General features: G+C 61.1%; 22 protein-coding genes and 1 tRNA gene. 13 read left to right on the top strand and 10 right to left on the bottom strand.

Annotated features, from left to right (window positions below):
• From KF821_10960 to KF821_10950, 3 genes are read right to left on the bottom strand one after another with little or no spacing between them, the layout of a single operon-like run.
• Positions 1-561, bottom strand: coding sequence for a YdeI/OmpD-associated family protein (locus tag KF821_10960; GenBank protein ID MBX3006331.1), 561 nt, complete (start codon positions 559-561; stop codon positions 1-3).
• Positions 558-1,100 carry a DUF1697 domain-containing protein gene (locus tag KF821_10955; protein ID MBX3006330.1) on the bottom strand — a complete coding sequence of 181 codons (543 nt, stop codon included), beginning with the start codon at positions 1,098-1,100 and terminating at the stop codon, positions 558-560. Before KF821_10955 ends, KF821_10960 begins: the two co-directional genes overlap by 4 nt.
• Positions 1,097-1,825 carry a hypothetical protein gene (locus tag KF821_10950; GenBank protein ID MBX3006329.1) on the bottom strand — a complete coding sequence of 243 codons (729 nt, stop codon included), beginning with the start codon at positions 1,823-1,825 and terminating at the stop codon, positions 1,097-1,099. The genes KF821_10955 and KF821_10950 overlap by 4 nt, the downstream gene beginning before the upstream one ends.
• A 131-nt stretch (positions 1,826-1,956) precedes the next feature.
• Here KF821_10950 and KF821_10945 point away from each other — a divergent pair, with 131 nt between their 5' ends.
• Both KF821_10945 and KF821_10940 read left to right on the top strand, forming a co-directional pair.
• A complete protein-coding gene (locus KF821_10945) occupies positions 1,957-3,090 on the top strand; it encodes an HRDC domain-containing protein (GenBank protein ID MBX3006328.1) in 1,134 nt (377 codons plus the stop codon).
• 6 nt (positions 3,091-3,096) lie between these two features.
• Entirely contained in the window at positions 3,097-4,494 is a 1,398-nt protein-coding gene (locus KF821_10940; protein MBX3006327.1) for an MBL fold metallo-hydrolase, read from the top strand.
• A 182-nt stretch (positions 4,495-4,676) separates the two neighbouring features.
• Here KF821_10940 and KF821_10935 read toward each other — a convergent pair whose 3' ends face one another.
• Positions 4,677-5,528 (bottom strand): alpha/beta hydrolase, encoded by an 852-nt coding sequence (locus KF821_10935; protein ID MBX3006326.1) that lies wholly within the window; start codon positions 5,526-5,528, stop codon positions 4,677-4,679.
• Between the two features lie 8 nt (positions 5,529-5,536).
• Complete coding sequence (locus tag KF821_10930; GenBank protein ID MBX3006325.1) at positions 5,537-6,265, bottom strand: siderophore-interacting protein; 729 nt, start codon at positions 6,263-6,265, stop codon at positions 5,537-5,539.
• A 139-nt stretch (positions 6,266-6,404) separates the two neighbouring features.
• Here KF821_10930 and KF821_10925 point away from each other — a divergent pair.
• Together KF821_10925 and KF821_10920 are read left to right on the top strand one after the other, a co-directional pair.
• Positions 6,405-6,492, top strand: a tRNA-Ser gene (locus KF821_10925).
• A gap of 117 nt (positions 6,493-6,609) precedes the next feature.
• Positions 6,610-7,707: an AlkZ family DNA glycosylase gene (locus tag KF821_10920; GenBank protein ID MBX3006324.1), complete on the top strand. Its 1,098-nt coding sequence runs from the start codon at positions 6,610-6,612 to the stop codon at positions 7,705-7,707.
• Here KF821_10920 and KF821_10915 read toward each other — a convergent pair.
• The 4 genes from KF821_10915 to KF821_10900 are packed head-to-tail and all read right to left on the bottom strand — an operon-like array spanning position 7,704 to position 11,039.
• A complete protein-coding gene (locus tag KF821_10915; GenBank protein MBX3006323.1) occupies positions 7,704-8,786 on the bottom strand; it encodes a glycosyltransferase family 4 protein in 1,083 nt (360 codons plus the stop codon). The genes KF821_10920 and KF821_10915 overlap by 4 nt on opposite strands.
• On the bottom strand, positions 8,783-9,496 hold the full coding sequence (locus KF821_10910) for a class I SAM-dependent methyltransferase (protein ID MBX3006322.1): 714 nt from the start codon (positions 9,494-9,496) through the stop codon (positions 8,783-8,785). The genes KF821_10915 and KF821_10910 overlap by 4 nt, the downstream gene beginning before the upstream one ends.
• Positions 9,475-10,224 carry a class I SAM-dependent methyltransferase gene (locus tag KF821_10905; GenBank protein ID MBX3006321.1) on the bottom strand — a complete coding sequence of 250 codons (750 nt, stop codon included), beginning with the start codon at positions 10,222-10,224 and terminating at the stop codon, positions 9,475-9,477. The genes KF821_10910 and KF821_10905 overlap by 22 nt, the downstream gene beginning before the upstream one ends.
• Positions 10,221-11,039: a methyltransferase domain-containing protein gene (locus KF821_10900; GenBank protein MBX3006320.1), complete on the bottom strand. Its 819-nt coding sequence runs from the start codon at positions 11,037-11,039 to the stop codon at positions 10,221-10,223. Before KF821_10900 ends, KF821_10905 begins: the two co-directional genes overlap by 4 nt.
• 163 nt (positions 11,040-11,202) lie before the next feature.
• Between KF821_10900 and dnaK the strand changes: the two genes are divergently transcribed.
• The 3 genes from dnaK to KF821_10885 all read left to right on the top strand — a co-directional run bounded on the left by dnaK (position 11,203) and on the right by KF821_10885 (position 15,679).
• On the top strand, positions 11,203-13,104 hold the full coding sequence (gene dnaK / locus KF821_10895; GenBank protein MBX3006319.1) for a molecular chaperone DnaK: 1,902 nt from the start codon (positions 11,203-11,205) through the stop codon (positions 13,102-13,104).
• A 195-nt stretch (positions 13,105-13,299) separates the two neighbouring features.
• Positions 13,300-14,019: a hypothetical protein gene (locus KF821_10890; GenBank protein ID MBX3006318.1), complete on the top strand. Its 720-nt coding sequence runs from the start codon at positions 13,300-13,302 to the stop codon at positions 14,017-14,019.
• Between the two features lie 130 nt (positions 14,020-14,149).
• A complete protein-coding gene (locus KF821_10885; GenBank protein MBX3006317.1) occupies positions 14,150-15,679 on the top strand; it encodes a glycosyltransferase family 39 protein in 1,530 nt (509 codons plus the stop codon).
• A gap of 1 nt (position 15,680) precedes the next feature.
• Here the strand turns inward: KF821_10885 and KF821_10880 are convergent, their stop codons facing one another.
• Positions 15,681-17,150 carry a DEAD/DEAH box helicase gene (locus KF821_10880; protein MBX3006316.1) on the bottom strand — a complete coding sequence of 490 codons (1,470 nt, stop codon included), beginning with the start codon at positions 17,148-17,150 and terminating at the stop codon, positions 15,681-15,683.
• A gap of 114 nt (positions 17,151-17,264) precedes the next feature.
• On the opposite strand from KF821_10880, the gene KF821_10875 reads away from it, so the two are divergent.
• The 6 genes from KF821_10875 (at position 17,265) to KF821_10850 (ending at position 25,936) form a co-directional block, all read left to right on the top strand.
• Positions 17,265-18,092 (top strand): SDR family oxidoreductase, encoded by an 828-nt coding sequence (locus KF821_10875; GenBank protein MBX3006315.1) that lies wholly within the window; start codon positions 17,265-17,267, stop codon positions 18,090-18,092.
• Positions 18,093-18,150: 58 nt separating this feature from the next.
• Positions 18,151-19,482 carry a C39 family peptidase gene (locus tag KF821_10870; GenBank protein ID MBX3006314.1) on the top strand — a complete coding sequence of 444 codons (1,332 nt, stop codon included), beginning with the start codon at positions 18,151-18,153 and terminating at the stop codon, positions 19,480-19,482.
• A gap of 8 nt (positions 19,483-19,490) precedes the next feature.
• Positions 19,491-20,723 (top strand): exonuclease SbcCD subunit D, encoded by a 1,233-nt coding sequence (locus KF821_10865; protein MBX3006313.1) that lies wholly within the window; start codon positions 19,491-19,493, stop codon positions 20,721-20,723.
• A 5-nt stretch (positions 20,724-20,728) separates the two neighbouring features.
• Positions 20,729-21,751 carry a PD40 domain-containing protein gene (locus KF821_10860; GenBank protein ID MBX3006312.1) on the top strand — a complete coding sequence of 341 codons (1,023 nt, stop codon included), beginning with the start codon at positions 20,729-20,731 and terminating at the stop codon, positions 21,749-21,751.
• A gap of 210 nt (positions 21,752-21,961) precedes the next feature.
• Complete coding sequence (locus KF821_10855) at positions 21,962-23,272, top strand: hypothetical protein (GenBank protein ID MBX3006311.1); 1,311 nt, start codon at positions 21,962-21,964, stop codon at positions 23,270-23,272.
• 93 nt (positions 23,273-23,365) lie between these two features.
• A complete protein-coding gene (locus tag KF821_10850) occupies positions 23,366-25,936 on the top strand; it encodes a DEAD/DEAH box helicase (GenBank protein ID MBX3006310.1) in 2,571 nt (856 codons plus the stop codon).
• The last annotated feature ends 112 nt before the right edge of the window (positions 25,937-26,048 follow it).

Here is a 26,048-nt window from a genome sequence, read left to right as displayed (position 1 = left end):
CTATACGTTCAGGCGTTCACCCTGGGCGCTGGCTTCGATCAGGCGCTGTAAGCGGCGCCATTGCGTTTCCTCGCGTTTGGCGCTGATCACCCACCAGGTCATCGTCTTTTGGTAGCCCGGCGGCTGGGCGTTGAAGTAGGCCCACGCGCCTGCATTGTGCTTGAAGGCTGCCGCCAACCCCGCGGGCCATTGCATCTGGCGCTGCTCAAACGAATACTGTTGGCTGCGCGCCGGATCGCGTTGTTCGTAGGCCTGCAGGCCGGCTGGCGTCATCAGCCCTAGCGCGTGCAATTCCTGCACGCGTTTGAGGTTAATCGCGCTCCAGTGGCTGCCCTTGCGGCGCGGTGTGATGCGATTGGTGAAACTCTCGTCGTCGATGCGCTTGCGAATGCCATCGATCCAGCCAAAGCACAGCACCTGATCCACCACTTCGGGCCAGGTGATGCTGGGCTTGCCGGTGTGCTTTTTGTACATGCCCACCCAGAGTTCAGTGGCGCTCTTATGATGTTCGGCGAGCCATTGGCGTAGCGCCGCGCTGGAGACGAAGAATACTGGCTTCATCCAGCTTCACTGAGCAGATCGTGGAGCTTTTGCACGGTCTTCCAGGTGCGCGTGGTGGCCTCTTCACCAAATTGCTTGCCGAGATAATCCATATAGCTCAAGCTGCTGGTGGTGGGTTCTACTACGCAGGCCAATTGGTGGCTGCCAGCAGGGAAGATACGGAAGCTCTTATCTGGTGCGATGTAGGGCAGTGAGCGGTTTTTGCCCAGTGGCTGTGTCAGAAAGGTGATGTGCGTACGGCTGCCTGCGGACAAAGTCTCTTTGGCAAACGGATCTCGTTTTATCAGTGCGGCGATCTCGGCAGCGCTGACCACCAGGGTGGGCGAATCGAAGCCAAACGTTTGCACAATCTGTGCCTCGATGGCTGCCGCCAGCGTGGCATGGTCGCCGTTTTTACTGGCGAATACTACGTTGCCTGAGGCCTGCAGGGTGCGCACACCGCTGTGGCCCATGCGCTCGAACATGGCGCGCAATTCTTCCATTTTCACGCGGCGCTTGCCGAGATTGATACCGCGCAGCAACGCGACATAGTGCTTCATTTTTGACTCCGTTGTCGTAAAACCTCAAAAGCGATCGCCGCAGTGGAAGAGGTAACGTCCAGCTCGGCCTTGAATTCGCGCCCATAGGGGATGCTGAGCAGGCCGTCACACTGGGCCAGGGCGGCGGCGTTGAGCCCCCGCCGTTCACCGCCGATCAGCAGGAATAGCGGCCCGCGCAGGTCGGCGGCGTGCAACGGCAGGCTGCCCGGCGCCTTGGCTGCCGCCAGGCAGCGGTAGCCGTGCGCCTTGAAGAAGGCTAGGGCCTCTAGCACATCCGCGCGCGCCGTGAGCATGTGCTCGCTGGCGCCGGCGCTGGCCCGCGTGACTACGTTCAGCGCGCTATCCCAATTGCGCAGCGGCGCTACCAGCCCGCTGGCGCCGGCGGCATACAGGGCGCGGATGGCTTGCCCGTAGTTGTAGGGGTCTTCCACGCCATCCAGCATCACCACCCAGCCCGGCGCCTCAGCCAGCGCTGCCAGCGGCGCAAAGCGCCGCTCGCCCGCCAGAGCCACGATGCCGCCGTGGCTGCGGCCTTGTACCAGGCCGTCGATCTCCTCGGTGGCCACGAACTTCAGCGCCACTTGTTGCTCAGCCGCCAGGCGTTCGATCATGCCCAGGTTGCGCACCTCTTTGCCCTGCTGCACATACAGCGCGTCGAGCGGGCGGCAGGCTGCTTGCAGCGCCGCCAGCACGGAAACCCAGCCTTCGAGAACCAGCGAATTCATAGAAACTCAGTATACAAGCAGCCGCGCCGTGCAAAGCGAAAAACCACGTACCGCATGCGGCTGCATGTCATGCGCATGCAGTTGCGCATTCATCCATCTCGGCGCGCTTTCTTACATATAATAGCTGCCACATGTCTAGTAGCACGCCAGCACTGATCACCAGCACGGACACGCTAACCGCCCTGGCAGAGCGCTTACACCACCACCCGCTGATTGCGGTAGATACGGAAGCCAATAGCTTACACGCCTATCGTGAACGGCTGTGCCTATTGCAGTTTTCCACCCCTGACGAAGACGCCTTGATCGATCCCTTTCCTTTGCCGGATCTGGAGCCGCTGGCCGCGCTGTTTCTCAGCCCGGCCCACGAGAAAATTTTCCACGCCGGTGAATATGATCTGATCGTCATGCAGCGCCAATACCACCTGGATTTTGCCAACTTATTTGACACGATGATCGCGGCGCGTACTCTGGGGCGCAAACGCGTCGGCCTCAGCAGCTTGCTGGAAGAAGACTTTGGCATCACGCTGGAAAAGCGCTTCCAACGCGCTGATTGGGGCGCCCGCCCGCTGCAACCGGCGCTGCTGGAGTATGCGCGCCACGATACACACTACCTGCTGCAATTGCGCCACAAGCTCAAGGCGGATCTGGAGGCGGCGGGCCGCTGGGAGCTGGCTCAGGAGGATTTCGCCCGCCTGCCGGCGCTTACCCGCCCCAGCCACGCAGGCGAAGATGTGCCCGAGGTCTGGCGCGTCAAAGGGGCGCGTGATCTGACGGCGCGCCAGGCAGCGATCCTCAGCGAGCTGGCCGAATACCGCGCCCAGCGGGCGGCCCAGGCGGATGTGCCGCTGTTCAAGGTGATCGGCGATAGCACGCTGGTCGAGATCGCCAAACTGGCGCCGCACACCCTCGAGGAATTGGCGCCCGCCAAGGGCATGAGCGAGGGCCAGCTACGCCGCCACGGCAAGCCGCTCTTGGCGGCCGTACAGCGCGGCCTGCAGGCTGCGCCCCTGCGCCGGCCGCCGCGCCCCCCGTATGACGAAGCCTATGTGGAACGTTTAGAAATACTACGCGCCTGGCGCAAAGCCACTGCCAAGACACTGGATGTCGAATCGGATGTGGTATTGCCACGCGATATTATGGAGAGCACGGCCCGCGCCAACCCGCACCGCCTGAGCGAACTGGAAGCCCTGTTTGCCAGTGTGCCCTGGCGTTTCAAGACCTGGGGTGAGCATGTACTCAAGGCCTTGCACCCCAACCAAGGATAGCGTGATATGCAAATTCATTTTCATGGTGCGGCACAAACAGTAACCGGTTCGCAGCACTTGCTTGAGATCAATGGCCGCAAGCTATTGCTGGATTGTGGCCTCTACCAGGGGGCGCGCAAAGAATCAGCCGAGCGTAATACTCACTTTGCTTTTGATGTGCAGGCCGTGGATGCGGTGATCCTCTCACACGCCCATATTGACCATAGCGGCAATCTGCCCAATCTGGTCAAGAGTGGCTATCGTGGCGCCATCCATGCCCAGAACGCCACCGCCGATCTGTGCAAAGTCATGTTGGAAGATTCGGCCAATATCCAAGAGAGCGACGCTGCCCATATCAACCGCCGTCTTAAACCGGGCGAGCCGCCGGTGGTGCCGCTGTATACCGTGGCGGATGCCAAGCAAACGCACAGCCAGTTCACCAATCACGATTACATGGCCCCCTTTGACGTGTTGCCGGGCGTGCAGGCCACCTTTGTGGAGGCCGGGCATATTCTCGGTTCGGCGGCGATCGCGTTGGATATTGATGATCATGGCAAGCAACGCCGCTTCTGGTTCTCCGGCGATATTGGCCGGCCAGGGCTCACCCTGATCAAAGACCCCGTGCTGCCCAGCGCCGCCGATACGCTGTTGATTGAAAGTACCTACGGTGACCGCAATCATTTGCCGCCGGAGCACGCCGCCGAGCAGCTCAGCGGCATCATTGGCGATACCCTACGGCGTGGCGGCAAAGTGATCATCCCCGCGTTCGCAGTGGGCCGCACGCAGGAGATCGTATATCACCTGCACCAGTTGATGGATAGTGGCGCGGTGCCCAAAGCGCCTGTATTTGTGGATAGTCCGCTGGCCGTCAACGTAACCGATATTTTTCGCCGCCACCCCGATTGCCTGGATGACGAAACCCGCGCCTTTTTGAAGGATGACAAGCACACCGAAGCCCTGGGCTTCGATATGCTTACCTACATCCGCTCAGTCGACGAGTCCAAAGCGTTGAATGAACGCAAGGATCCGATGGTGATCATTTCCGCCTCGGGCATGATGGAAGTAGGCCGCGTGCTGCACCACCTGGAGCACAACGTAGATGACGAGAAGAGCCTGGTGCTGATCGTCTCGTGGATGGCGCCGCACACGTTGGGGCGCCGCCTGGTGGAAGGCGCCGAGCGCATTCGTATCTTCGGCAATGAGTATGACCGCAAGATCCGCGTGGCCAGCATCAACGGGTTCTCGGCGCATGCGGGGCAAGATGGCCTGCGTGAGTATGCGGCGGCGGTGAAGGACCGCGTGCGCAACATTTACCTGGTGCATGGTGAAGCTGGCCCGGCGGCGGCACTAACCGAGAAGCTGCATGGCGATGGCTTTGCCAATGTGTACTACCCTGCCCGTGGCGATGTGGCCGAGCTGTGGTGAGCTTGCTGGCAGATATTTTACGTTGAGCGTAAGTTGCCTGTGACCATATGACTGTAGGGGGGCAGCATGCTGCGCCCCTACAGAGCCAAGCCGTCATTCCGAGCGTAGCGAGGAATCCTTTAGGGCATAGCGCAAACAAGCCTGTTAAAGGATTCTTCCAAACCTAGAGTGACCACGGCCCGCTATGCTTTGCCAAGCAAGCGTGCTACCTCGCTCACGATAATTTCAGGCTGGTGGAACATCACATAGTGCCCGGCACGTTCGGCGGGCACAAAGCGCGCCTGGGCGAGCTGTTGCGCCGTCTTGCGGTGGGCCGCATTGATCGATTTGCGCTGCTTGCCATCCAAGAAGCCAGCCTTCATGCCGCTGATCACACTCACCTCCATGCCCTCTAAACGGGTAGGGTGGTCGCGCAACCATTCCATATCTGGGATGAAGTTGGCGATCTCGGCGGCGAAATTCTCCGCGGCGCGCAGCGTGAAATCAAACGCATAGTGATCCTGGCGCACATCGGCCGGCTGGTGTTTGCCCGGCCCCTGGCCGATCAACTTATACAGGCCTAGCTTGGCCAGGGGGATCAGCAGTTTGGGTGTGGCTTCGAACTGCTTGCGTGCCGCGGGCGTAAAGAAATCCGGCGCGTTCTCGTCGCTCTGGTCCACCAGCACCAGCCCGCGAACCGCCAACTGGCCGCTGGCGGCCAATTGGCGCACGATCGGCCCGCCCCAACTGGCGCCCACCAGAATGAAGGGCGCTAACTGCGGCAGGCTGGCCAACAGCGCCGCCAGGTCGGCCACTACCCGCGCGAGGGTGTGTGCATCCCGGCGGTCATCGCTGCGGCCGGTACCGGCGCGGTCATACACCAGCGTGGTGGCACGTTCGGCCACGGCGGGCTGCACCTGGCCCCACATCGCGCCGGAGAAGCCCATGCCCGCTTCAAACACTACCGTTGGCCCGCCTTCCCCTTTGAGCCAATAGTGCAGTTTGCGCCCATCGGGCAGGGTGAAGTAATGGGAGTTTCCGTAAGTGTGCGTCATGGCGGGCCTCAATGCTTCGTAGTTTCAGACCAGTAGGATTGCACATGCATGCGCTCTTTGTCAAAGCCATGTTCGCTTCTGAGCGCGTGGTGCAGCAGCTTCAACGTGCCCGCTTCGCCGGCGGCCCAGGCGAACCAGCCTGCTCGCGGGCGGTGCGGGATGGCTGCCAGCAATGATTCCGGCCCGCGGCGCGGCACGCGCTGCAAGGTTAACTGCGGATGGCTGGCCAGCGGAATTGTTGCATCGTGTGCGTCGTTGCTTTCCAGATAGACTTCCAGCGGGGTGCTGGGCTGGGCGGCGGCGATGAGGTTGTTGATCGCCGGCGTGGAGCACGCATCGCCGATGAGTAGGAAGCTGGCCGGTTCGGGGTGCGGCATGCGAAAGCGTGAGCCCAGGAACGTGCCCGTGAGCTGGTGACCCGGTTGGGCGCTCTCAAACCACAGCGTGGCCGGCCCCGGCGGCTGGTGCAAGAGTACATCGATTTCAAACTCACCCTGCGCGGGGTAGGCGGCCACCAGCGTGTAGGCGCGCTGCACCTCCTTGCGCTTGCCATGCGTATCCGGGAACCAAAAGCGCAGCCAGGTGGCCGGGTGCCACTCGATCTCTTGCAATAGCTGCGGGCTGCTGAAGCGAAAGCGCACAAAATGCGGTGCGATGCTCTGCTTGCCCAGCAAGGTAAGCTGGTAATCTTTGGCCCCATAGCCTTTCAGCACCAGGCCAGTCAATCCTCTGCTCACAAGCACTCCTCAATACTAATTTATTAACTTGCCCCATCTTAGAAGCGTGCCGCGGCAGGGTCAATGCAGACTGGTGAACTGCTTTCTCAATCCGGGTGAGTTTCTGCTGGCCTGCCCACGCTCCGTTATAATTCGAAGTGGAGAGGTGCCAGAGTGGACGAATGGGGCAGTCTCGAAAACTGTTGTGGTCCTTGGGGCCACCGAGGGTTCGAATCCCTCCCTCTCCGCTGAAGAAAATCTGGAACCACAAAGACACAAAAGGCACAAAGTTTTAATTCTCTTTGTGCCCTTTGTGTCTTTGTATTTATCCGCTTTTGGCTTTATTAAGCTTAGGATTACATACTATGAAGCCAACCGAAATTATTCGCCGCCGCCTGGCCAACCAGCATCTGGCGGGCAAACCGCTCAGCACGCCACTCGAGGTTGTATCCGCCCAGGGCGCGCTGCAGGCGCAGGATTTCTACGGGGCACTCTGGGCTTTGGCGCAGCGCCTGCCCGCCGGCTGGACGGAGAGTGCCGTCGAGGCCTGGTTCGCCGATGGGCGCATTCTGCGCACCCACATCTTGCGCCCCACCTGGCACTTTGTGGCCCCAGAGGATCTTGGCTGGATGCTGCTGCTGAGCGCGCCGCGCGTCAATGCGTTCAACGCCTACATGTACCGCCAGCACGGCATAGACACCGCCACCCAAAAGCGCTCGTTGAAGGCATTACAGCGCAGCCTCGAAGGCGGCCGCCAATTAATGCGCAAAGAGCTCGCCGAAGCTCTTGAAGATAGTGGCATTCCCATTGGCAGTGGTGCGCCGGGCAGTATTCGCTTGGCACACATCATTATGTTTGCTGAGTTGGCGGGCTTGATTACCAGCGGCCCGCGGCGCGGTAAGCAATTCACATACATGCTGCTGGATGAGCGCGCCCCAGCTGCGCGGCGCCTGCCCGCGCGGGCTGAAGCCTTGGCCGAACTGGCCCGCCGCTACTTCGGCGCCCGCGGCCCGGCCAGCGCACACGACTTTGCCTGGTGGTCTGGCCTCACCCTGGCCGATTGCCGCGCCGCTGCGCAGGCCGCTGGGCTGCATAGCACTGAGTTGGATGGCAAAACCTACTGGTGGTCAAAAGAGCGTGCGCCAGCCAGGAGCGTGCGCAGCGCCTGGCTGCTGCCCAATTTTGACGAGTACGGCATTGGCTTTGCTGATCGCCGCCATATTGAGCCGCAAGCATACAAGTCGTTCTGGGCGGGCGGCAACTACATGCTGCCCCATTTCTACATCATCAACGGGCGCACGGCGGGCATGTGGAAGCGCGAGCTGGGCAAGCAAGAGGTGCGCATCACGCTGCAATCGCCCTTTGGTGGCGATCTGAGAGCTGACGCCAAGGTACTGGACGGAAATATCCAGCGGTATGCAAAGTTCCTGGGCTTAGCGGCGAAGGTGGAGCTGCTGGTTTAGAAACGGCTGAGCCAGTGGCGGCCGTTTTGTTGCAGCAGGCTGCGATAGAGCTGGCGATAGCGCTCGGCTTGCTGCCGCAGATCGAAGTCTCTTTCGATGCGTGCCCGCCCTGCCGCGCCCATCCGCTGGCGCAAGGCGGCATCCTCTACCAGGCGCGCCAAGGCCGCCGCCAGCGCCGCCACATTGTTGCTCTCAAACAATAGGCCGGTCTGGCCGTCTTGCACCAGTTCGGGAATATCGTCGACCGCGCTGGCTACCACCGGCTTGCTGGCGGCCATTGCTTCGATCAGCGAGTTGGGGATGCCCTCGTTGTTGGGCAGCGAGGTACACGTGGCGATATCAAAGCCCTTGGTCACCGGCATTGGGTCAGCCACTTCGCCGGTAAAGGTCACCGCGGCGCCCAGCGCTGCGGCCTCAGCGCGCAGCTGAGCCAGCATCGGCACGGCCCCCGGTTGAGTGGTATCGCCGCCGCAGATCACCAAATGCACATGTTGGTAGTGGCTGTGTTGGCGTAACTGCTTGACGGCGGCGATCAGCAGCGAGAGGTTCTTGCCACCGCCCAGGCGCGAGGTGCGGCCGATGATGATCTTGTCGGTACCCAAGCCAAAGCGCTCTATGGGCGCAGCATCCACTGCCGCCAAATCCACCCCGTTGTAGATCGTGTGAATTTTCTCGCTGGGCATCAGCCCCGCCAGGTGCTGCGCCATGCCAGCGGTGGACGCTACCACCGCATCCAGCCCGGCCTTGCTGCCCAGGGCTGCACCGCTGCGCATGCCGTCCACCCGCTCGATCACGCTGGGCACGCCGGCCAGCCGCGCCGCATCGGCGTACAGGCGCAGATTGGCGATCTGCGCCAGGTCAATCCGTTGGCGCAGCAAATAGCCTGCCAGGGGCAGCTTGCGAAAGGGCACTACAGCCACCTGAGCTACCTGGCGGTACTCTGGCAGCACGTAGTCGGAATGGGTGGCAATAAAGTGAAAATCAAATTCATCCGCCAGCTCACCCGCCAGGCGGTAGAGCCATTTGGGCATGCCGCCCACGCCAAACATCTGCAACAAATACGCAATGCGCGCTTTCATGCCGGTTTGTGGGCGCGGATGCCGAAGCCGCTGGTGTAGCTGCTCCACACGCGGTGCTGGGCATGCTGCTGATCAAAGCGCAGGGCGCGGCGGCGTGCTGCCGCCATTAGCCGCGGCAGCAGCCAGCGGTTGAGCCGCCGCGGGCGGCTCCCTTCGAGGAGGCGCTGTTGCCACCAATGGCGCAGCATGTCGGCCAATACGCTGCCAAACAGGCCCTGTTTTTCGATAACGATCTGCGTGAACCCCAGCCGCTGCAGATTCTCGCTCCAAAACCATTCGGTATAGCGCCCATAGTCGCTCGGGTCTGCATGCTGGCGGAACATGAATGGCACGGTGGCGAGCAGCAGGCCGCCCGGCTGCAGCACGCGCTGGATCTGCTGCACTACGGCCAATGGATCACTCACGTGTTCAAGCACTTCGGAACATAGCACGGCCGGGTAGCTGGCGGTTGCCAGTGGCAGGTGAGCGGCATCGGTCAGCAGGTCTAGCCCTTTGTCGGTCACCAGGTTGGCCACGGTGACCTGCAGGCCCTGGCTGGCCGTGCGGCTATGGCCGCGCTGGCCATGCTTCACGCCGCCCAGGTCCAGCAGGCGGCTGCCGCTGGGCAGCTGGGCAAGCTGCTGCGCCAGGAAAGCATCCACCTGCTGGCGGCGCAGCGAATAGGAGAGCTGCTCCTCGAGCGTCACCTTCATGGCTTCAGTTCGGCCCACACCTCACCCCAGTGCACTTCCTGGTGCACGATCTGCAAGCCGGCCGCCTGGGTCTCTGTCGCAAACTGTGCCAGGGTGAACTCAGTCTTGTGGTCCAGATCCAGGCGCCACTCGACGCCGAGCTCCTGCTTGAGCGGCACGCGCCAATCGCGCTCAAACAAGGGCACGCGGATGAAGATGCGCTTGGCGCCCGTGGCTTGCATGGCTTGGCGTAAGAATTCCGGCCGCTCGACGATGTGCTCAAGCACATTGGAGAGCACGATCGTGTCGTACGGGGTGTCTAGCTTTAATTGCAGCGCGTCTTGTACCGTGAAGCGCAGATTGGGCAACTGGTAACGGTGCTGTGCCTCGGCAATACTCTCGGCGTTAAGGTCAACCCCGTGTACCTGAGCGCCGGTGCGCTGGGCGATATCGAAGGCCACCGCGCCCATGCCACAGCCAATATCCAGCACGCGCTCATCGGCACCGATGCGCTCAACAAAAAAGTCGTGATAGCCGGTGTGGCGGTGCTTGGAATGCACCCCGCCGCCGTACACCCCCGAAAGCGGCCCTTGCAGCGAATACAGCAGCGCATCCAGCCGGAAGAGGAAGCGCAGGCCATCGGCTGCGGGCAACTGCTGGCTGCGCGCTACGATCACGCGCTCCAGCATGCGTTCCAGGGCAGCCTGCGGCAACCGGTTGGCGACCCAGGCTAAGGCTTTGGCAAACATTCGCGCGATGCGTGTCATCGGCTGGGCCCCAGTTTGCGCAGGAAGATGTTTTGATCGCGGCTGATCCCCTGGCGCGCCGCAAAGCGGTATGCACGCGTATGCTCTTGGCCGGCCTGCTTCCAGCCAAACAGCCAGTTAGGCTCCATGCGCATGGTGAGCACGTTGCGTGCAAAAAAGAGGCGGTTAAGCTCAGGTGCGGTAACGAAATTCACCGTGTTGAGGAAAGCCGCCGAGCGCCCCTGCAGCCGTAGCCGTAGGGCGGTCAGCCAGCGCGGCGAAAAGGCTGGCCGGTCGATCTTATAGTGCGCCTCATATGGGAAGCGATAATCCGGTGTTTGAATGAAGACCAGGCCGCCGGTTTTGCATACGCGCAGCATTTCATCAATCGTGGCTTCTACATCCTGCACATGTTCGATGACGGTATAGCAATAGATGAAATCGAAGGTCTCGTCAGGATGCGGAATGTGCTCGGCTACCGCCTGCTGAAAGCGGGCCTGCGGCAGCCCGTAGAGCTCGGCTTTGAGGTTGAGGATCGCCATCGCCTTGTCATACGGTTCGATGCCGTAGACCTCAGCGCCGCGCTGGTGCAGCACGATGCTCTCGGCCCCCGTGCCAGCGCCTACCACCAGCACGCGTTGGCCGGCGAAATCCAGGCCCAGCCACTCTTCCACCTTGCGGATGTTAGGCTCAGCAAAATTGGCTTCTTCGTCCAGGCGATACTCAATTCGTTCGCGCCAATCACGCAGGCTCAAATCCACCCGGTAGTAGTCTTCATAATATTGGCGCAGGCGGGTTTCGATCTCCGCGCGCAGGTCTGCGGGGGTAGGGCTCATCAAATACAGGCTCCAAAACAGGGGTCAACAGATGTGCCGGTCATTGTAACCGCCCATACTAATACGAATCCAACGCCGTGTTAACGCCGCTCTTGTGTTGGCGCAGTATTCTGGCGCATGTATGTGAGCAAACCGTACACAACTTACTAATAGGAGAACGAACATGTCCAAAATCATAGGAATTGACCTGGGAACCACCAACAGTGTGGTCGCCACCATCGAGGGCGGTGAGCCTACCGTCATCTCGACCGCTGAGGGCGGCCGCCTGCTGCCTTCCGTAGTGGCGTTTAGCAAGAACGGCGAGCGCCTGGTGGGCCAAACCGCCAAGCGCCAGGCGGTGATCAACCCGGAGAACACCGTATCCTCGATCAAGCGTTTCATTGGCCGCCGCTATGCGGATGTGGCCGAGGAGCGCAAGATGGTGCCCTATGAGGTGATCGAAGGCCCCGGCGGTGATGCGCGCGTCAAGCTGCCCGCCACCGGCAAGCAATACAGCCCGCAGGAGATCTCGGCGATGGTGCTGGGTAAGCTCAAGGCGGATGCCGAAGCCTACCTGGGCGAGAAGGTCAGCCAGGCGGTGATCACCGTGCCGGCGTACTTCAACGACAGCCAGCGCCAGGCCACCAAGGATGCCGGCAAGATCGCCGGCCTCGAAGTCCTGCGCATCATCAACGAGCCTACCGCGGCTGCCCTGGCCTACGGGCTCGACAAGAAGGCCAATGAAACCATTCTGGTCTTCGACCTGGGCGGTGGTACTTTCGATGTCAGCCTGTTGGAAGTGGGCGACGGCGTGATCGAGGTCAAGAGCACCAACGGTGATACGCACCTGGGTGGTGATGACTGGGATGAAGCCATCGTCAACTGGCTGGCCGACGAGTACAAGAAGGATCACGGTATTGACCTGCGCGCCGACCGCCAGGCACTGCAACGCCTGCGTGAGGCTGCGGAGAAGGCCAAGATCGAGCTGTCCACCTTGACCGAGACCGACATCAACTTGCCCTACGTCACCGCGGATGCCTCCGGCCCCAAGCACTTGCAGTACAAGCTCAGCCGCGCCAAGTTCGAACAACTGACCGAGAGCCTGCTGACCCGCCTGCGCGGCCCGTTCGAGGCCGCCATGAAGGATGCGGGCCTGGCGACCAGCGCGATTGACGAAGTTGTGCTGGTGGGTGGCTCCACGCGCATGCCGATGGTGCAAGAGTTGGTGCGCAGCCTGAGCGGCAAAGAGCCGCATAAGGGCGTCAATCCGGATGAGGTGGTGGCCGTAGGCGCCGCCATCCAGGCCGGCGTGCTGGGTGGTGAGGTCAAGGATGTGCTGCTGCTGGATGTTACGCCGCTCTCGCTGGGGGTTGAAACCCTGGGTGGCGTGATGACCAAGATGATCGAGCGCAACACCACCATCCCGGTGAAGAAGACCGAGGTCTACTCCACCGCCGATGACAACCAAACCGCGGTGGACATTCACATCCTGCAGGGTGAGCGCACCCAGGCCGCCGACAACATGAGCCTGGGCCACTTTCGCCTGGATGGTATCCCCGCGGCGCCGCGCGGCGTACCGCAGGTAGAGGTGACCTTTGACATTGACGCCAATGGCATCCTCAGCGTGACCGCCAAGGACAAGGCCAGCGGCAAGGAGCAACGCATCACCGTCACCGCCTCCACCAATCTCAGCCAGAGCGAGGTGGAGCGCATGGTTGAGCAAGCCAAGGCGCATGAGAGCGAAGATCGCCAGCGCCGTGAGCTGGTGGAGGCGCGCAACGCCGCCGACAGCCTGGCTTATCAAACTGAGAAGACTTTAAAGGAGCTGGGCGATAAACTGCCGGCTGCCGAGCGCAGCAGCATCGAAGCCAAGGTGCAGGAGTTACGCAGCGCTGTGGAAGGCGAAGACCGCCAGCGCATCCAGCAGCGTAGCGAGGACTTGCAGAACGCGTTCCACGCCATCAGCCAGCAGCTTTACGCGCAGGAGCAAGCCGCCGCGGCTGACCCCCAGGCTACCCATAACGGGGCCAATGGGCACGGCCATAGTGATGAAGGTGTGGTGGAAGGCGAATTTCGCGAGGCCTAAGCCCCACAAGTTATGTACTAACAAAAATGCGAGCCATTGGCTCGCATTTTTTGTTGCCCAGTGCGCTGCTACTTTGCAAGTCTGCAAAGAGTCTTAATCCTCAAGCGATTCTCTTAATGCGCGCCGCGGTAACGTGGGTCAAGACGATGCGTTCCCCTCGATAGCAGCACAGCGTATTTACTCATGGAGGTATCAATGGAAACGCAAAACAATCGTCGTAAATGGCTGCTTGCTACTGTACTGGCTCTCTTGGGCGCCGCCACCCTGTGTGTTTGGGGCGTGGCAGCCGCCGGTGTACGCTTTAGCTCGCCGCCGCTGGAGGCCGCTATTCAGGCCTTCAAAGAAACCCGCACCGAGTCTGACCGCCCCGATACGGGGAGCGGGGATGTAAACATCTCCGTTCCTGGGGATGGGAACGGCAATGACAATGGCGGGGATAATGGCAACGGGAATGGCAACGATGGCAATGGGGAGGATGGCAACGGGGGTAACGACGGCAACGGTGGCACTCCGGGCGCCGACGCCAATTGTTTCCTCGGCCTACTGTGTTTGGATGCTCGCGTCAACACCGCCAGCACCTCGGCGGACGGCGCGTGGCTTGACGTCAATGCCAATTCGCAGGATGGTGGCCTCTTCGTCAATGCCGATGTGAACGCCGGCGAAACCCAGCGCTGCTTCCTGGGCCTGCTGTGCATTCACTCCACCACCGATGCCAGCCTAGCCCCCATCCAGGCGCAGAGCGACTCCGCCCTGCAGTTGAACACCCCACTGCTCAACAACACGGTGCTTGACGTGAACGCCGATGCAGACCTGGTGACGGATGCGCAAGTGAACGTTGACGCGCAGGGGGATCTCTCCGGCCGTACGCCGTCCCTGCTGGATAATCTGCTCAACTTGTTTGTCAACATCAACTAAGCTGTGCTGCCATGAGGTATACAACGGGCGTTCACCCACGGGTGAACGCCCGTTGCTTTTGTGGTGCAGGCAGAGACAAAAATGGTATCGTAGGCGTGGTGGCGCAGGCGGCGCGGCCAGCGAGAAAACGATGACTTCAAGCGATACCCCCCAGACCCCCAAAATAGCTTTTGACCAATTCCCCTGGCTATACCGTGTGACGGTGCTGCTGCTCTTCGTGGCGGCCGCGGCCCTGCGCCTGTACGATCTCAGTGATCCGCCATTGGATTTTCACCCCACGCGCCAGTTGTATTCGGCGCTTAAGGCGCGCGGCATGTACTATGCCACTCTGGGCACAGCTGCGGATTGGCAGCGCGAGCTGGCGGTGACTCAATGGAAAGCGCAAGGCCTGATCGAGCCGCCCATTATGGAACGCATCTCGGCCAGCCTGTATAGCCTGTTGGGCCAGGAAGCCCTGTGGGTGCCGCGCCTGCTGGCCAGTCTCTGTTGGCTGCTGGGCGGGGTGGCCCTGCTGCAGCTCACCCGCCGAGTGGCAGGCACCAACGGCGCTGTGTTTGCGTTGGCGTTCTATTTGTTCACACCCTACCTCGTATTCGCCAGCCGCGCCTTCCAGCCAGACCCGCTGATGGTGGCGCTGATGATCGCCGCGCTGTATGCCTTGCTGCGCTGGGAGCGCCAACCCAGTTGGCGTTGGGCGGCGGCCGCCGGGCTGCTGGCCGGCCTGGCGATCTTCGCCAAAACAGTGGTAATCTTTCCGTTGGCGGCGGCGTTCATCAGCGTGCCCTTGGTGAAACTAGGCTGGCGCGGCGCTGTGCGCAATCGCCAGGTGTGGCTGATGGCGTTCCTGGCCTTGTTGCCTTACATGGCTTTCTATATTTATGGTTTGTGGGTAACGGGCGAATTGCAATCTCAATTCAGTTTGCGCTTCTTCCCCCAATTGTGGTTGACCCCTGGCTTTTGGCTGCAAGCCAATGCCAATATCAGTAGGGTGGTGGGCTTTGAATTCTTCCTCGCCGCATTGCTGGGCGTGGGGATGCTAACCCGCAAAGCGGATCGGGCGCTGTTGCTGGCGCTGTGGGCTGGCTACCTGGTCTACGCGTTGGTGCTGCCCTATCATATCGCCAGCCATGACTATTACCAATTGCCGCTGGTGCCGATTGTGGCGCTGGGCCTGGCGGTCTTTGCGCAACAGATGGCTGGGCGCCTGCAGGGCGCGCCGCGCCTCAAGGCCGCGGCGCTGCTGGCCGTCTTGCTGGTGTTTGTAGCCATCCAAGGGTGGACTGCGCGCGCTGAGCTCAAACGTGAAGACTATCGCCAGCAGCCCGCCTTCTGGCAGCAGATATCTGGATTATTCCCGCGCACTGCCTCTCTGATCGCCATCACCCCAGATTACGGCTATCGCCTGGAATACTGGGGCTGGCGCTCGGTAAGCAACTGGATGTCTGCGGCGGATTTTGCCCTGCGCCAATTGGCCGGCCAGACGGTGGACCTGGAAGACTGGTTTCGCCAGGAGGTGGCGGGTAAAGAGTACTTCCTGATCACCGAAATGGATGAGCTGGCGCGCCAGCCTGAGATCGAACAATTACTGCAGCAAAACTACCCGGTGTGGAAATCCGGGCCTGGCTACATCATCTACGATCTGCGCGTTCCCGCGCCGTAAGTTAGCTGCGCCGGCGGCCACGGTCGCCACGGCGGGCATTGTCACGCCGGCGGCCGCCATCCCGCTCCGCGCCGCCTTGCGGGCGAGCGGGCACAGGCTTGGCGGCTGCCGATGCCGCGGCGATCAGTTGCTGCGGGTGGGCCGCGGCGTGGTAGCTATCATCCAGCAGCATCGCCAACAGTGCCTGGCCTTCGTCGTTCTCGGCCAATTGGCGCGCCAGGGCGCGGAAGCGCTGGCTGCGCTCCACCTGCAGTTTGTCGCGCCCGCGTAGCTGGGCTTCCAGCTGGGCGGTGAGGCGCTGCCCGAGGATGCTGGCCACCTCGTCTTCAGTGGGGGCGGGGCGCTCGGTGAACTCGATCTTGTAGATCGCCGCGATCTTCTTGAGCTCGCGCTCCTCCAGGCCGGTGATGATCAGGCTGATCGCCACGCCGCCCGCTCCGGCGCGCCCGGTGCGGCCGGCGCGGTGGATGTACAACTCGGCTTCTTCGGGCGGCTCATAGAGGATCACCAGTTCAAGCTCAGGAATGTCGATGCCGCGGGCGGCAACATCCGTGGCCACCAGAAAGTTCAGCGAGCCATCCTTGAGTTGCGCCAGCACTTTCTCGCGCGCCGCCTGCGAAAGCTCTGAACTCAGTTCGGCGGCGTTGAAGCCAAAACGTTGCAGCACCGTGGTGACGTAGTTCACGCGCACCTTGGTGTTGCAGAAAATGATGGCTTGGTGGGGGTTCTCGATCTCCAGCAAACGCACCAGCGTGCGGTCCTTATCCATGCGCGGCACGGTCATCACTACATGCTCTACGTTGGTAACGTGCACATGGTCACGGCTGAGGGCGAGGAAATCGGGCGCATCCAAAAAGCGCTGCGCCAGGCTTTGCACCGTCTGCGGGAAGGTGGCCGAGAACATGCTGGCCTGTACGCCTTGTTGGGGCAGGTAACGTTGTACTTCCAGCATGTCTGGATAGAAGCCCATCGAAAGCATACGGTCGGCTTCGTCGAGCACCAGCATGCGCAGCGCGTTCAAGTTCAGATTGCGTTTGAGCAAATGATCGAGCACGCGGCCCGGCGTGCCCACGATCACCTGGGCGCCGCGCTGGAAGCCTTCGAGTTGCGGGCCGTAGCCTACACCACCATACACGGGCACCACCTCCAGTCCGCTGCCGGGAAACAGCACCTGGGCGTCTTTGGTCACCTGGCTGGCCAGCTCACGCGTGGGCACCAGCACCAGCGCCTGTGGCTCTTTGCGGCTGGCGTCCAGCCGTTCGAGCATTGGCAGCAGGAAGGCGCCGGTTTTGCCGCTGCCGGTGCGTGCTTGCACCATCAGGTCTTTGCCGGCGAGCATATAGGGGATGGCTTTGGCTTGCACCGGGGTCAGTTGGCTCCAGTGAGCGCGCTGCGCCGCGTCCTGGATGCGGGCGCTCAACTGGGTCAACGTGGTTTCGGGGAGGCTCGGAGGGGTGATTGAGTTTTCCATGTACTGCTTTCTTGTTTCGAGAATGATCTTCATTATAGTGGTACACCCTAGGGATACACGCCTATTTCACTGAAGTTTCTATGCAATAATGAAGCCAGCCTTGGAGGTGTACACATGGAACGATGGAAAAACTCCACAGTACTGATTACCGGCGGCGGTTCGGGAATTGGCCGCGCCTTGGCGCAGGCGATTGCCGCGCGGGGCGGCTGGGTGACCGTGGCGGATATAGATTTGGCTGCTGCCCAGGCTGTGGCCGCGGCGTGCGGCGCACAGGCCGCAGCAGTGAAACTGGATGTGCGTGACGCTAAGGCTTTCCAGAAATGCGTGGATGCTATTGTCCAGCAGCACGGCCACCTTGACTACTTGTTCAACAATGCTGGCATTGGCATTGCGGGGGAAGTCTCCGAAATTCCGGCGGAAGCTTGGCAGCGCATTATTGATATCAATATCAACGGTACGTTAAACGGGGTGGCGGCCGCTTACCCACAGATGCTGCGCCAGGGGCGTGGGCACATTATTAACACCGCCTCGCTGGCCGGCCTCGGCCCAGCGCCATTGCTGACCCCGTACGCAATGACCAAGCATGCCATCGTGGGCCTGAGCCATAGTTTGCGCATTGAGGCCGCTGCGCAAGGTGTGTGCGTCAGCGTTTTGTGCCCCGCTTCGGTGGAGACGCCCATGCTGGATGCGCCGCCCCCGGCCGATATCAAGAATATGCCCTGGACGCCCAATGTGCGCCGCTTCCTCACCAAACTGGCCGGGCCGCCGTATCCGGCCGATAAGTTCGCCGCCGAAGCGCTGCGCGGCGTGGAGCGCAATGCGGCCACCATCGTGGCGCCGGCGCGGGCGCGCCTGGTGTGGTATCTGGGCCGCCTGGCACCCAACATCGTTGAGGCGGCCAGCCTGCAGGCGGTTGCCGCGGAGCGCGCCACGCGGGGCTGACCCCGGCCGGCCTGCTCTGCTGGCCTTAATCTGCGGATGATAGAATCGTTTGCAGCGCATGCAAGACTCCTATCTTCGCCCCAGTAACCGTCGCCGCCGCCCACCCACACCAAAATGGCTGCGCGTGCTGGCGATCCTGCTGGCGGGCCTGTTGCTGGTCCTGCTGATCTATAACCTGCCGCCGGTTAAAGAGCGCCTGGCGTGGCGCCTCGAGGCACTGCGCACCCGTATCGTCTATTTCTTCAATCCACCACAAGAGGCGGTGTTCCAGCCGCAAATCACCACCATCAGCCAACCTACACAGCTGCCCACCCGCACGCCGCAGGCGACGCAGCCGGCCACGGCGGTGCCACTGCCGCCTCAGGTGCAATTGGGTGGCTTCACCTATGTAGACCAGCACAACCGCTGGAACTATTGCGGCCCGGCCAATATGACCATGGCGCTCAACTTCTGGGGCTGGGAGGGCGACCGTGATGACGTGGCACGTTACGTCAAACCCGGCATTGGCAGCAACCCCAACCAACCGGAAGACAAGAACGTGATGCCCTATGAGATGGAGGACTTTGCCAACACGCAGGTGCCCGGCATGCAGGCCCTCATCCGCATGGGCGGCGAGATGGATACGCTCAAGCGCCTGCTGGCGGCTGGCTTCCCCGCCATCGTCGAGAAGGGCTACTACACCACCGATGCCAGCGGCAAATACTCGTGGCTGGGGCACTACCAATTTGTCACTGGTTACGACGATGCCGAAGGTGTCTTCATCGTGCAGGATACCTACGAGCGCGGGGGCGAGAGCGATACGGGCAAGAACATGCGCTGGCCCTATGCGGATTTCTATTCCGCTTGGCGCCAGTTCAACTTCCTGTTTATTGTGGTGTACCCGCAGGCACAGCAAGCCGCGCTGCTGGAGGCGCTTGGCCCCTGGGCGGATGAGCAATGGGCCTTCACGCATGCCATGCAGACCGCCCGCGCCGATAGCGAGACCCTCAGCGGGCTGGATGCCTACTATGCCTGGTTCAATGTCGGCACCAATCATGTGCGCCTGTTGGAATATGCCGACGCAGCGCATGCCTACGATTACGCCTTTCAGCTCTACCAGGGCCTCGACCCTGAGACGCGCCCGTATCGCATGCTGTGGTATCAGAGCTGGCCATACTGGGCTTACTACTACAGTGGCCGCTATGCGGATGTGATTGCCCTGGCTAATGTCACGTTGTTGGAAACCATTGCTGAGCCCACGCTGGAGGAGAGTATCTACTGGCGTGGCCTGGCACGCGAAGCCATTGGCGAGACGGATAACGCCATCGCTGATTATCGTGAGGCGGTGCGTCTCAACCCTAATTTTGGCCCCGGCATTGCTCAGTTGCAACGCTTGGGAGTAAGCCCCTAGGAACACGTATGAAAATCCTGCACTTCGCCGACGCCCACATTGACATGGCCAACACCGGCCGCCAGGACCCCGAAACCGGCTTGCCGATCCGCGTGATGGACTTTTTGCGCTCACTGGACGAGATCATCGATACCGCCATCCAGGAACGGGTCGATATGGTGATCTTTGCCGGGGATGCGTATAAGGATCGCAACCCTGCGCCCACCTTTATGCGCGAGTGGGGCCGGCGCATGATCAAACTTTCCAAGGCGCAGATCCCCACCCTGTTGCTGGTGGGCAACCATGACCTTTCGCCCAGCCTGGGCCGTGCTCACGCCCTGGAAGAATATGCCACCCTGGAAGTGCCCTTCATCAAAGTACTCGACAAGCCGCAGTTCCTCGGCCCGGCGGATCTGTGGGATCTGCCGCTGCAGGTGATTGCCCTGCCGTGGGTGACGCGCTCGGCGATGCTAGCCGCGCTGCAAAGCGTGGGCGATGAGGTCGATGACATCTACACGCAGATGGAAGAGTACCTGACCCGGCGCGTCAACGAGTACCTGGATGCTGCCGATCACAGCATGCCGATTGTGATGGCAGCGCATGCCTCAGTGCAGGGCGCAGTGTATGGCGGCGAGCACACCGTGATGCTGGGCAATGACCTGGTGCTTTCGGGCAGCCTGGTGCGCGACACGCGCCTTGACTATGTGGCACTGGGCCACATCCACAAGAAGCAGGATCTCAACGAGGGCGGCCAGCCCCCGGTGGTGTACCCGGGCTCGATTGAGCGCGTGGATTTTGGCGAGGCGCGCGATGACAAATACTTTGTCATCGCTGATGTGCAGAAGCACAACACTCAATTGGATTGGCGCCAACTGCGTCACATCCGCAAGTTTTGGACTGGGGTGGCACGGCCAGAGAATGAACTGAGCGTTACCGCGGATATCATCGCTAAGCTGCCGCCGCCCGAGCAGTTGCAGGATGCGATTGCGCGCCTGATGGTGTTTTACCCGCGCGAGTGGGAAGCGTATATCGACGAAGCGCAGATCCGCGCCGCGGCCGCCGGGACCTTTGAGTTTCACTTGCTCAAGCGCCCTGAGATCAGCGCGCGCAGCCGCATTGCCGAGGGCCGCGTGGTCAGCGAGATGACGCCCTATGACTTGCTCGATCTCTATTGGGATACCGTACACCTCGACCCGGAGCAACGTGCCACGCTAACCGGGCTGGCAAAAGAGATCATCGAGAATCCGCAGGCGGAGGAGTAGTGCGCTTGCGCACCCGCCCTTTGTTGCCGCTGGCAGGCTGCGCCCTGCTGGCGGCGTGCCTGCTAGCGGGCTGCATCGCCCCGCCGGATACGCACCTGCCCACGCGCACGCCCGCCGCAGCGGAGACCGCCGCACTGCCTGCCCAGCCACCACCGGCCACGGCCAGCCCGGAGACCGCGCTGGCCCTGCACGAGCTGGGCTGGCTAACCTATACCGCCAGCATCGGCGGCCGCCGCGATATCTGGCTGATCCGCCCGGATGGTAGCGATGAGCTCAACCTGACCGGCGAGTTTCCCAATGGCTTTGCTGAGGCGCCGGTGTGGGCGCCGGACGGCCGCGGGCTAGCCTACGATGCAGTGCCCAGTGCCGATGTTTCGCGCGATATCTATTACATCGATCTGGCCAGCCGCCAACTGCGCCCGCTGACCACGTTGCCGGGCTTTGATTGCTATCCCAGCTATTCGCCCGACGGTTCGCAGATCGTCTACATGTCAGAGCGCGGCGGCAACCGCGATCTGTTCATCATGGATAGCGAAGGCAACGAGCTGCTACAACTGACCGACCATCCGGGCTACGACTACGAGCCGGCCTGGTCGCCGGATGGGGCACAGATCGTATTCACCTCGCGGCGCACTGGCAACTCTGAGCTTTTTATCGTCAACGCCGATGGCAGCGATCTGCGCCAACTGACCGATGAGGCCAAGCTGGACTGGCGCCCGAGCTGGTCGCCGGATGGCGAGTGGATCGCCTTCGAGACCTGGCGCAACGGCAACGCCGACATCTACATGATGCGCCCGGACGGCAGCGACCTGACCCAGCTCACCGATAACCCGGCCGAAGACGGCCACCCGACCTTCTCCCCGGATGGGCGCTACCTTGTGTTCCACTCCACGCGGGCAGGCAATTACCAACTGTTCATTATGGACCTGGCCAACCCCGGCGAAGCCTGGCACCTGCCCACCGAGAGCCCGTATGCGCTGCTGCCCGCCTGGTCACCGGTGACCGTGGTTGAGGCGTTGGAGGAGTAGGTTAGTAGTGTTTCTAGATGTGGGGAGAAGAAAGCAATTCTTTTTTGCAGCAGAGTGCTAGTTGTAAATTTTGCCCTCACCCTCTAGCGTAATCACCTACAAGTTTGTGCGGTGTATTAGATGAGTGACAGTCGATGCATTGATCCACAATTGTTTTTCAGAGAGGTAAAATGCATCTTTTACACTTCATAGTTTCTCATGGGGTCTAACATGGAAGAACACACTTCGAGTGAAATCTTAAGCCAACCTCCGCAGGCTGTTCAGATTCCAAGCCAGGATATCGAATACATACAGGTTGCTCTAAATAATGTTAGAGATGAAATCAGGGATAACCCGTATATCAAAGAGGCGAGCAGGGTTCTGTCAGTAGGGGGTTATCGTAGCGCTATAGGTTCCTACTGGAACGCTGTGGTAGATGACCTCCGACGGAAAATTCTTCATCGAAGCCTAGATCTCTTTAACAAGGAGCGTCCAGGTGGTTCCCGAGAAATCAGGACATACGAAGATTTCCAAGAGCATGTTACAGACTACGACCTAATTGAGGGGGCATACAAAATTGGTGTTCTTGATTGGGAAGCGAAGAAGGTCCTGCATCAGGCTAGAGAAACGCGTCATATATTTGATGGTCACCCGAAGAGTTCAGATCCAAGCGTAGTTAAAGTAATGAATCTGATGATAGATTGCAATCAGTATGTTCTTTCAGTTGAACCTCCACCTGCAATCATCGATATAAACGCCTATATCGCAGTGATGGATAGCGACGACTTCATGCAAGAAAAACTAGCGGTGCAACAGTCGCTCGGTGACCTGCCTGAGATATATAAGATAGAGCTAATCAATCGTTTTTTGACTATTTATCAGCATGAGGCAACTTCAACAAGGTTGAGAAGTAATATCGAGCTTTGCGCTCCATTGCTATGGGAGTTCTTGCAGAAGGAAACTAAACATCAAGTCGGCGGGCGCGTTGACAAGGAATTGCAGCAGGGTCAAGCGCGAAAGAGTGCTCAAGCTATACGTTTTTTATCAATTTGCGATGGAAGTCTTCGATATACCTCAACCGCTACTCGTCAGATTGTGTTTAACAAAGAGATAGAGGCTTTAGAGAACAATCTTGACAGCTGGGATATTGAAGCAAAAATTGTTTCTCGCATTGAGCAGCTTGGGATGAGTATTCCCGACATGTTATTGGACCGCTACGTTCGTTCACTGATGCTGACCTATGTTGGCTATCAGTCATATCGGAATTATTATTCTTGGGCGGCTGCCCCAATAGTGATCAGATTGTTCGAGAATTTCGACGAAAGGGCAGCAATAGCATTTACGAGTGCAATTGCGGGCTCAAGTATTTTGCGACAAAGAATCAGGTCTGTCTTTCAGCTTGAACGGTTGCGCACCATAGCGCGCTTGGTAATTGACAAGCTCGATGAGAGGAGTGCAGAGTATCGCTTGCTTACTCTCTTGTTGGACAAAGAAAAGGTTGACGACTTCTTCACAACTATTAATTCTCGTCCCACAGCTTAACCCTGTGCTTAGATACGCTTTTTTGAGCTAATCCTCATTACTGCTGCCAGCTTTTATTAGAATATCCGTTCCATTCCTGCTACAATCGCCACTATGGCCAATCTTGAAGCCCTGCTGGCCCACTGGCGCGCTGAACCCGGCGTCGGCGGCAACGTCACCCGCTGGCATCGTGACCCGGCGCGACCCGGCCGCTACGAGCCGCTGCCCGCAGACCTCCATCCGGCGCTGGCCGCTGCCTTTGCCCGCCTGGGCTACGGCCAGCTCTACAGCCACCAGGCCGCCGCCTACCGCGGCCTGCGAGCGGGCGAAGACGTGGCCGTGGTCACCGGCACGGCCAGCGGCAAGACCCTGTGCTACAACCTGCCGGTGCTCGATACCTTGTTGCGCGATGATACGGCCCGGGCGCTGTACCTGTTCCCGACCAAGGCGCTGGCCCACGACCAGCGCGACGAGCTGGATACTTGGCTGGCCGCCGCATCGGCGACCGCCAGCATCCCCGCCGCGGCCTACGACGGCGATACGCCCACGCACCACCGCAACAACATCCGCCGTAAGGCACACCTGCTCATCAGCAATCCTGACATGCTGCACTACAGCATCCTGCCCGCGCACACCCAGTGGGCCGAGTTCTTCGGCAATCTGAAATACATTGTCATTGACGAGATGCACTATTACCGCGGCGTGTTCGGTTCGCATGTCGCCAATGTGCTGCGGCGGCTGGCACGCGTCACGCGCTTCTATGGCGCCCGCCCGCAGTTCGTGCTGGCCTCGGCCACCATCGCCAACCCGCGTGAGCTGGCCGAGCGCCTCATCGAGCGCCAGGTCACGCTCATCGAAGAAGACGGCGCGCCGCGCGGCCCGCGCAACTTTCTGGTCTACAACCCGCCGGTAGTGGACGAGCAGCTGGGCCTGCGCGCCAGCCTGTATCAGGAGAGCGTGCGCCTGGTAAGCGACCTGCTGGCCTATGACGTGCAGACGATCCTGTTTGGTCGCACGCGACGCATGGTGGAAGTGATGCTCAAGAATCTGCGCGACCGCACCGCGGCGGGCGAGGACAGCATCCGCGGATACCGCGGCGGCTACCTGGCCGCCGAGCGCCGCGAGATCGAGAGCGGCCTGCGCAGCGGTGAGCTGCGCGCCGTGGTGGCCACCAACGCCCTCGAGCTGGGCGTGGATATTGGCGGCATGGGCGCGGCGGTGCTGGCGGGCTACCCGGGCAGCGTGGCGGCCACCTGGCAGCAGGCCGGCCGCTCCGGCCGCGGCGAGCAGCCTGCGCTCGGCGTGCTGGTCGCCTCCGCCAATCCGCTCGACCAATATCTGGCGCGGCATCCTGAATATCTACTGGGCCGCACGCCGGAGCGCGCTCTGATCAACCCGGACAATCTGCTCATCCTGCTCTCGCACCTGCGCTGCGCGGCCTTCGAGCTGCCCTTCCAGCCGGGCGAAAACTTCGGCACGGTGCAGGCCGCCGAGGTGGAGGAATTTCTGCGTCTGCTGGCCGAGGGCGGCGAGCTGCGCGCCTCGGGCGGCAAATATTATTGGATGCAAGAGCAGCAGCCCTCGCGCGGCGTCAGCCTGCGCGGCGCCAGCACCGACTCGGTGGTCATCCAGGCGCGTGACGATAAGGGCGCCTGGCAGCTGGTGGGCGAAGTGGAGCCCAACGCGGCGCTGTGGCTGGTGCATCCTGACGCCATCTATATTCACGACGGGCGCACCTATTTTGTGGACAAGCTCGACCTCGACGAAAAGGTGGCCTACCTGCGCCCGATCGAGGCCGACTATTACACGGTGCCCAAGAGCCGCAGCACCGTCACACTGGTCGAGGAGCACAAGCAGCAGCCAGCGCCCGGTGGTAGCACGCACTATGGCGAGCTCAACATCACCGTCGAGATCACCGGCTACGACAAAATTCAATGGAGCGGCAGCGGCCTGGTGGACCCGGAGAATCCTGGCGGTGGGCAACTGAGCTTGCCGCCGATCGAGCTCAATACGTATGGCTATTGGTTCGCGATTGGCGAGGACACCATCGTGCGCCTGCGCGAACAGGGCTTGTGGACCAACGATGCCAACGACTACGGGCCGGAGTGGGCCGCGGTGCGCAAGGCGGCGCTGGAGCGCGACGGCCACCGCTGCCAGGTGTGCGGCGCCGGCGAACCGCTGGACGTGCACCACAAGCAGCCGCTGCGCAGCTTCCGCTCCTATGCCGAAGGCAACACGCTCGAGAACCTCATCAGCCTGTGCCCCACCTGCCACCGCCGCGCCGAAGCGGTGGTGGCGATGCGCAGCGGACTGGCCGGGCTGTCGTTCGTGCTGCGCCACTTGGCGCCGCTGTATTTGATGTGCGACCCCAGCGATTTGGGTGTGCATTCTGACCCGCGCTCAGATTTGGCCGAGGGTGGCCCCGTAGTGGTGATGTACGACAATGTCGGCAACGCACTGGGCTTCAGCGAGCGCTTGTTCGAGCTGCACGGTGAGTTGATGGCGGCCGCGTTGGAGCTGGTGGCGGCCTGTGGTTGCAAGGATGGCTGTCCGTCATGTGTGGGGCCGGGCGGCGAGCAAGGCCAGGGCAGCAAGCGTGAGACGCTGGCCCTGCTGCGTGAGCTGGCGGACACGGTGCCCGTGCATCCCGAGCGCAGCGAGGGATCCTCGTTGGCGCAAAGGTAAAACTGGCTTTTGCGTGGAAGTTGAGCCAATAAGGATTCTTCCCTAGCCCGGGTTCGGCGATCTGGTGTAGACGAAGTAACCCGGTCAGAATGACACGGGTATTAAATGGAGA

The sequence above is a fragment of the Anaerolineales bacterium genome, from assembly GCA_019637755.1.
In the GTDB taxonomy this organism is placed as follows: domain Bacteria; phylum Chloroflexota; class Anaerolineae; order Anaerolineales; family UBA11579; genus JAMCZK01.
The sequence above is the reverse complement of the archived record's forward strand: the minus strand, read 5'-3'. Positions and strand labels throughout refer to the sequence as shown.